Origin of the sequence: Psychrobacter sp. FME13, from assembly GCF_014861395.1 — a bacterium.
In the GTDB taxonomy this organism is placed as follows: Bacteria; Pseudomonadota; Gammaproteobacteria; order Pseudomonadales; family Moraxellaceae; genus Psychrobacter.
In genome coordinates this window covers 22,786-28,975 of the sequence record NZ_RRYV01000031.1, presented here as the reverse complement: position 1 = coordinate 28,975, position 6,190 = coordinate 22,786, and the positions used below count along the sequence as shown (strand labels likewise).

Below are 6,190 nucleotides of genomic sequence, written 5' to 3'. Positions count from 1 at the left end.
AAGTAGAGTTCAATAATATACTTTGTGTCTTACAACTACTTTTGCAAGAGGTCTAATGCATATATTATTATAGACATAAAAAAGACGCCTTAATATTAAGCGTCTTTTTTATTAAATGATATTGTTATTAGATAAGTCGCCGATGTATGTTTTTATCGTTAGAAGAGGTTCTGTATCCAGCGTGTTAGACGTTGCCAAGTACGGCTCATAAAGCCTGACTGTTCGATATCGCTTGTCGCAACAACAGGAACAGAGGCTACTGCTTTACCATCAATAACGGCCATCATTTTGCCGATCTCTTGACCCTTTTTGATAGGGGCTTCGATGCTTTCGGGAATATCAACCACCGTTGTGATTTTATTTTTTTGCGTTTTGCTGGTTAGAATCTGTAAATTGTCAGCAGTGGCCAACTCGATTTCGTCTGCTTCACCAAGCCATACTGGAATTTTGCTGACAAACTGCCCTGTAGGTGCTTTAGTAACAGTGGTGAAGTGGCCAAAGCCCCAGTTGAGCAGCTCGCGTGACTGATCCGCACGGGCCTGTGGGCTCTTTGTGCCCATGATGACAGAAATCAGGCGCATATCTTCACGATTGCTTGAAGCAACTAAGCAATAGCCTGCAGCATTGGTATGACCCGTTTTTAAGCCGTCGACAGTCGGGTCGGTTGCAAGTAGAGCGTTACGATTACCTTGCGTGATACCGTTATAGGTAAACTCTTTTTCTGCATAAATGCTGTAATAGTCACCACTATTTTTAATAATTGCACGTGCCAGTTTGGCCAGATCTAAAGCAGAGGCTTCATGACCTTCGTCAGGCATACCAGTAGAGTTGACAAAATGAGTGTTTTCCATGCCAATCTTTGCTGCTTGCTCATTCATCAAAATAGCAAATGAGTCTTCGCTACCAGCAATGTACTCGGCCATAGCTTGTGAGGCATCATTACCGGATTGAATGATAATACCGCGCAGCATATCGATCACACTGGCTGTTTTATTTACTGGTACATACATACAAGATTGGCTGCTACTACCACGGCACCAGGCATTTTGACTCATTAATACTTGTTCGTCTTCTTTGAGATCACCTGACTCTAAGCGTTGTTCAATGATGTAACTGGTCATCATTTTCGTTAGTGATGCTGGCGGCAATGCCTCATTGGCATTTTTCTGTGCCAAGATTTCACCCGTATTATAGTCCATCAATACATAGGCGGTATTATCCATCTCAGGAGGTTGAATAGCCGCATTTGCTACCATTGCACTCATTGAAACACTTACACCAACGACCAGCTGTACAAGCTGATTTTTTACACGCTTTACTGTCATATATCGTTACACCGCATCATGAAACCAAATGTATCTATCGCTTGTATCTCGTACTAGACCTTGTACGTTCTTTAAACAGCACTCATCAAAAATCTTGTTTAAAGAACGTATTAATAAGAGCAATGACGGCTGAGCGACAGACATAAAATTAACGTCTTATCTTAGCAAAATGACAACCGATGGGGAATCGATAAATGCAAAAAACAGACGATGAATATAAAGAAAGAGTCGTACTTATAAAGAAGGTTAGCGTTTTTTAAATCATCATAAATATAATGCTACTAAGATCACGCCACAAAAAAACCTGCTGTACCACTTGTCCTCTGCAAGCGGAAATACAGCAAGTTTATTTCTCTTATAGCCTTGTATTTTATTAGCAATAACTCAGTATGTTAAGGTCGATAATGTCACTGTTTTGTTGTCGTTAACGGTCAATGGTATTATCCATACTGCTTATTGTTCATAGTGTCGTTGTAGGTTATAGAGTTGCCAGTATTTCATAGCATGATTAATATTCGGCATTTGCCAAGTCTTCGCATAGTGCTTTGTTTTCTTGTTTTGAGAAACCCATCGTCCAGCTACGGATACTTTGCAAGATTTGGCGATAATCCTGTTGAGTTGATAGATATTGGATCGCTGCTTTTGGATCTTCTAAAGATGGCATCAGCTCGTGCAGCTGCACGTTATAAGATTGATAAAAGCGCTGTTTTTGGTTGCCACTAAGCATTGGTGGGCATATCTCAGATAGTACTTGCATAACCGCAATCTCATGCTTGGTTATGTTGATGCCAGCCATATCTAAAGGTATTGTGGTATCGGAATTATTTGCCGCAAAAGATGCTTGCGATAGCATGGCAACAGACGTTATCAGTCCTGCGAGCCCAATTTTTGATGCGGTTTTCGCTATGACAGAAGTTATAGATAATATCGATTGATTTTTCATTCAGCATTACACTCGCTTATCTTTATTTAATGGTCATATGTTAATGGCTAAAAAAACAAAAGTCACATAAAATATTGATTTATGTGTAGATATCTTGTGAGCCAAAGTCATTTCTTAGCAACATACTAGTAGCATATACTTGTAAGTTACGTCAGCATAAAAATATAAGTTTATATTGTTGTTGGTTGTTGCCTATTGTAACGTGAAGATTTATGCTTTTATTGGCTCGATGAGCATGCAGGCAGCATTATTAGGATATTCCCTAGTACAATAAAAAAATAGATAACTCCCGAGCAAAGGTTGGGTTCGTGCTAGCGTACTATTAAGGTATAATCTTATATAACTATGATTGTGCCATCACTTTCGATATTCATACTATGCTATTTTGTTATGGCTATAATAGTTCTCTGAGCTTCGCCCTTAATATCAGGGCATGCCCTATAGGGTTGTGCAGTTTTCTTATTGATTCATAGTGTGTCTTAGTCAATAAGGTATAGCTATGAAAGTAGTATGGAATAGTATGAGTCTACCATTTCTAAATGTGATTATAGCAACTTTAATACGGCAAAAGTTCATAAGTGGACAGCCAGTCATTTATAAGTATATTGAGTCGTAATGAAATTTTTAATAAGTAATGATGATGGGGTGTATGCTCTAGGGCTATTGGCACTGTATCAAGCATTGTCCACTATTGGTGAAGTAGTGGTAGTAGCGCCAAACAGTGAGCAAAGCGGTTTTTCTAGTGCATTGAGCGTCACAACGCCATTGCATACGCATCAATTGCCTTCTGGTTTTATAGCGGTGAATGGATCACCTGCTGATTGTATTTATTTAGCATTGCATGAGCTTTATCAGGATACACATTTTGATTGTGTGATTACTGGTATTAATTCAGGTGCCAATTTAGGGCAGGATGTTATGTTTTCTGGAACTTTTGGTGCCGCCTTGACGGCACAGCTTTCGGGTATACCAGCGATTGCGACTTCGCTAGTAGGTGCTGGGTCCAAAGGTGAGGAGCACGTTGGCCATTATCAGATAGCGGCAAATGAGATAGTAAAACTGTTGAAAGAAACCTCAATATTAGATATCTGCAAAAATTTGCCCTATCATGTATTAAACGTTAATATTCCTAATGTTGATAAAGCCGATGAGATCAAAGGTCGGAAAATAACATCATTGGGGCATCGTCAGGTTGCCCATCCTGTACAACATATAGTGGATCCACGTGGGCGAGATGCTTATTGGCTTTCGTTACGTAAATCACAACATGAATTGTCAGAAACAAAGACAGATCACCAGTCACAAAACGTTCCTTCATCTGTAGTAAAATTGACGGATGACCAAGCGGTGGCAGCAGGTTATATTAGTTTGTCGCCAGTGCGACTCCATCATACACCAGTCGAGTCGTTGGATAAGCTCTCTGCGCTCGTTTTATAAGCTGGCTATATGAATGATGAATGGTAATAGAGTAAGTTATCAAAGCTAAACGAAAGTGAGTGCTATCAAATTATCAATGATGGTGGTTATCAAACATTTAAGTGGTACAAAAGTTAGCAAAATGCTTGTGAGTCACACAAGAAGTTTGTGAGTAACGTAAAGAATAGGAAATCTTGTATGAAGAAGCTTATTGCTGGATCGCGCTTTGTAAAAACGGCATTGGTTGGTACTGTGACCGTAGCAGCCTTGACAATGGTAGGCTGTGCAACCAAGCCCACCTATCAAACAGTCAATCAAGCGGGACCTCAGATTGTTACCAATGCCCAAGGCGTTCCAAATTATCATCGTGTTCAGCGCGGTGATACCGTCAGTCAACTTGCTGAACGCTACCGCATTAGTTATCGCCAAATTGGTGCCCTCAATAATTTAGACAGCAAATATACTATTTATAGTGGTCAATGGTTGAAACTATGGGAGGGCACATCAGAGACTGTGACTAATAATACGTCTACAACGCCACAAACAACAACCTATACACCTTCTACAACCAGTACGCCAACGAATAATAATTCACAAAGTCCTGTCTATGCAGTGACAGCTAATGCAACCTCAGGTTATGAATATCCGACTAGCAATCAAGTGACTCGTAATTTTGATGCAAATGCTGGTACGATGGGCATGTGGTTTGCTGGTAATGTTGGAGATCCAGTGCTTGCCAGTCAGTCTGGAACCGTGCTTTACTCAGGTAATGGTCTCACAGAGTACGGCAATCTTATTATGATTCGTCATAGCGATGACTATATCACTGCCTATGCACATAATAGCGAATTGCTTGTCAAAGAAGGTGATACAGTACAACGGGGTCAACGTATTGCAAATATGGGGAGCAGTGGAAACACTAACCAAGCTGGTTTGGAGTTTCAAGTGCGCTTAAATGGCAATCCTGTAGATCCACGTGCGGTATTAGGACGTTAAATTTGACGCAATGTTTTTCATTGCTTCAGTACAACGACTCTCATAACCTTGTATTATTTGAGTCGTTGTACTTATTCATACCTGAGAATTTCTATGATGTTAAAAAGAAAGTATATAGCGCTTTTTCCAGTGTTGGTTGTGGCCGGATGTGTCAGTCAGCAAGCGACACAAAAAACGAGCAAACCCGTGCGTCAAGGTAATGTTGAAATTACCCAAACCGAAACCGTGCAAGTTAAACCAACACCGCAGCCAGTTGCTAAGCCTCAAACAGTTGCTAAGCCAAGCTATAACAGTTTTTATGACTGGAAGTCAGATTTCTCTATGCGAGCCATTGCATCTGGCAATGATGCGTCGACCGTTCGTCGATTACTTGACCTAGCGCACTTAAATCAGCAGGTTATTTCGCTAGATTCTGGACAGCCAGAATTTTCTAAAATGCCATGGGATTATGTTGATTCTGCAGTATCTAGTGGACGTGTGAGTGTTGGTAAGCGTAAGTTTGCTGAGCAACGTGGCTATTTATCGCAATTAGAATCACAGTATGGTGTCAATGCCGAAATTATCGCCGCTATTTGGGGTATGGAGTCTTCATTTGGCGCGGTGACTGGCAGTAGTAGTTTGCCAAGCTCGCTTGGCAGTCTCGCTTATGATGGTCGTCGCCAAGAGTTTGCAGAAACTCAGCTATTGTCACTAGCGACATTGTTACAGCGCGGTGATGTATCATGGTCACAACTTGATGGCTCTTGGGCGGGTGGCATGGGACAGACGCAGTTTATTCCAGCTACTTGGCTTAAGCATGGCGTCGATGGTGATGGCAACGGTCATCGCAACCCATGGTCAACCAGCGATGCACTAGCATCTACTGCTAATTATCTGAGTAACTCAGGCTGGGTTCGTGGTTTGGCGCCATTTTATGAAGCAACCATTCCGTCTTCATTTGATTACTCATCAGTTGGTAGTAAACAGTCTGCTGCTAAATGGGCAGCCATGGGTGTCGACACGATAGCGGATGTATCGTTAGATGCAAATACGCAGATGGAACTATGGCTACCAGCTGGTAAAGATGGCCCAGTGTTATTGCTAAGCCCAAATTTTGATGTAATTAGGGTTTATAACAACTCATCAAGCTATGCTTTAGGTGTGAGCTTACTAGGTAAAGCACTTGCTGGTCAGGGTGGTCTACAAAAGTCATGGCCACGCTATGAGCGTCCACTATCGACCAGTCAAGTACACAACTTACAGCAGCGTCTTACCAATGCAGGTTACGATACAAAAGGCACGGATGGTATCGTCGGAACCAATACGCGCAAGGCATTCCAACGCTGGCAAGCAGACAATGGTCAGACGCCAGATGGTTTTATCTCTCAGCGTAGCGCGTCTTCCTTGGCCTCATGGTGAAAGAGGCTGTTGGCTTTTATTTTTCATAGCCACTGTTAAGACCACGTCATAGTAAAATACTCGGTATAAAAAAGCACCTTATGAAGGTGCTTTTTTGCGTTAACCTATCATT

At 41.5% G+C, this 6,190-nt stretch carries 5 protein-coding genes; 3 read left to right on the top strand and 2 right to left on the bottom strand.

Annotated features, from left to right (window positions below; translation table 11 throughout):
- Positions 1–158 precede the first annotated feature (158 nt).
- Together EI164_RS06225 and EI164_RS06220 are read right to left on the bottom strand one after the other, a co-directional pair.
- Positions 159–1,325, bottom strand: a complete 1,167-nt coding sequence (locus tag EI164_RS06225; RefSeq protein ID WP_192519115.1) for a D-alanyl-D-alanine carboxypeptidase family protein — start codon at positions 1,323–1,325, stop codon at positions 159–161.
- A gap of 508 nt (positions 1,326–1,833) precedes the next feature.
- Positions 1,834–2,268, bottom strand: a complete 435-nt coding sequence (locus tag EI164_RS06220) for an MCR_0457 family protein (RefSeq protein ID WP_192519114.1) — start codon at positions 2,266–2,268, stop codon at positions 1,834–1,836.
- A 615-nt stretch (positions 2,269–2,883) separates the two neighbouring features.
- Between EI164_RS06220 and surE the strand changes: the two genes are divergently transcribed.
- The 3 genes from surE (at position 2,884) to EI164_RS06205 (ending at position 6,078) form a co-directional block, all read left to right on the top strand.
- Positions 2,884–3,705, top strand: a complete 822-nt coding sequence (gene surE / locus EI164_RS06215; protein ID WP_192519113.1) for a 5'/3'-nucleotidase SurE — start codon at positions 2,884–2,886, stop codon at positions 3,703–3,705.
- A 177-nt stretch (positions 3,706–3,882) separates the two neighbouring features.
- Positions 3,883–4,680, top strand: coding sequence for a peptidoglycan DD-metalloendopeptidase family protein (locus EI164_RS06210; protein ID WP_192519112.1), 798 nt, complete (start codon positions 3,883–3,885; stop codon positions 4,678–4,680).
- Positions 4,681–4,773: 93 nt separating this feature from the next.
- Positions 4,774–6,078 (top strand): lytic murein transglycosylase, encoded by a 1,305-nt coding sequence (locus EI164_RS06205; protein WP_192519111.1) that lies wholly within the window; start codon positions 4,774–4,776, stop codon positions 6,076–6,078.
- Positions 6,079–6,190 lie beyond the last annotated feature (112 nt).